General features: G+C 60.7%; 1 protein-coding gene, 1 tRNA gene and 1 pseudogene. 1 reads left to right on the top strand and 2 read right to left on the bottom strand.

All coding sequences use genetic code 11. The features are described from left to right. A pseudogene (locus tag NW837_RS07300) lies at nt 1–259 on the bottom strand (hypothetical protein); the annotation flags it as partial. 98 nt (nt 260–357) lie between these two features. Between NW837_RS07300 and NW837_RS07295 the strand changes: the two are divergent. After that, nucleotides 358–430 (top strand) — tRNA-Ile (locus NW837_RS07295). A gap of 159 nt (nt 431–589) precedes the next feature. Here the strand turns inward: NW837_RS07295 and NW837_RS07290 are convergent. Further along, the coding region (locus tag NW837_RS07290) for a D-alanyl-D-alanine carboxypeptidase (RefSeq protein ID WP_414330257.1) at nt 590–1,669 on the bottom strand (1,080 nt) is incomplete at its 5' end.

Genomic DNA, 1,669 nt, shown 5'->3' with positions numbered 1-1,669 from the left:
AGAGCTGCAGCGGGGATCCCTCAGGAAGATTGCTGTCGGAAGAGGGGGGGGTAGTGAGGGGCAGTGCCGTCGGAGGCCCAGTACTGGGGGCGGGAGACAAAGCCAAACTCTCCCCGGCAGGCTGGAAATCCGCAGCGGATCCATCCCCGTAAAGATAGTGCTGCCCAACGGCCAAGAAGCCAAAACAGAGAGCCGAGGACAAGGCAATCAACCCCAAGCCCAGGGCCATTTGCCCCTGCCAAGAACGCGGCGCAGCCATGGCGTCAGATCCTAACCACCGACATGCAGCTTATCCTGTTTTCAGCCGCTTCTGGAGGAGACAAGGGCGCTAGAGTAAACGCTAGAGTAAAAGAATCAGGGGCGTTGGCCGAGCGGTTTAGGCAGCAAACTCATAATTTGCCTTACACAGGTTCGATCCCTGTACGCCCCATGGGGAGGATCCCTGCCGGACGAGGTTTCTGGGTTGAGGGCTGTTGACAGCGGGCCAAGTCGATCTCAATTCCCAAACTGGGAGGGCGGACATAGGACTGCGTTCCGCTAACGCGACCGAGGTCACTCTGGGCTGAGAGAGAACCGGTTGGGCACAGTTTCAAAGACGCGGGTTCAGCTCTGTGCGGGATCCCGTATCTCCAGAGCGAGGGATCCAACGCTCAGGCAAGGTGGCAGGGGATCCCCATTGGGACTGGAGCTGGCTGAGGAATTGTCCCTGCTGGGTGCGAAAGCCGACCAGATCGGATCCGCCATTCATCAGGGCAAACCAGATGTCCCCCTGCTCGGTTGGCAATACACCCGCCAAGGTGCTGACGCTACTCAAGGTGCCCGACTTGGCAATTAGGATCCCTGGCAACAGACGCCGCTCCAACACCCCCACATCCTGGCCGACGACGGCAAAAGCATCGGCAAGAGAGAGCCCCTGCTCCTCCAGAAGAGATTGGATCGCTCGAAGCAAAGCTACATTGGCCCGCGGAGAAATGCGGTTTTCCACCCCCAACCCGGAGCCGTTGATCAGTTGCAGCTCTTCTGCCGGGATCCCGGCGATGGCCCGGGCGATTTGGGCCACTTGGTCTGCTCCCCCCACCGCATCGGCCAACATCTCGGCCATGGAGTTGTTGCTGTAGAGGTTCATCAGCTTGACCAGGTGAATGAGGGGGGGGGACTCATGTCTGAGCAAAACCTGAGCGCCGGGCGGGATCTGCTGGGCAACCCGTACCGAGCCCAAAATCTCCACCTGCGGTCTGGGTGTGCCGGGGGGTAAGGTTTGAAATTGGGCCTCCGCCTCTGGCGGCCAGCGCCGCGCATCCAGCCCCTGCCGCAACAGGGATCCCGATTGCGCCACATCCCGGGAAAAGTTCATGTAAAAGCGGCCCACCACCACCAGATCCCCGCGCACCTGGCGGATCCCATAGGCATTGAGCAGGTTGCCGACGGAGAAGGCTTCCTCCCAGACGAACAAGGGATCCTCCCCCCCCACCACCCAGAGATCCCCCTGTAGAACTCCCTCAGCAGTTAAGGGGCCAGTGGCCAGCCAGGTGGTAACAAAGCGGTGCTGCGGGCCAAAGTGCTGCAAAGCGGCCAGGGTCGTTGCCACCTTGGTCAAAGAAGCAGCCGGCAAGGGTGTGGATCCCTGATGCTGTCCCAAAACAAGGATTCTGTCCCGCTGAGGCGAAGG

Origin of the sequence: Synechococcus sp. R6-10 (assembly GCF_047461815.1) — a bacterium.
Lineage (GTDB): Bacteria > Cyanobacteriota > Cyanobacteriia > Thermostichales > Thermostichaceae > Thermostichus.
The sequence above is the reverse complement of the archived record's forward strand: the minus strand, read 5'-3'. Positions and strand labels throughout refer to the sequence as shown.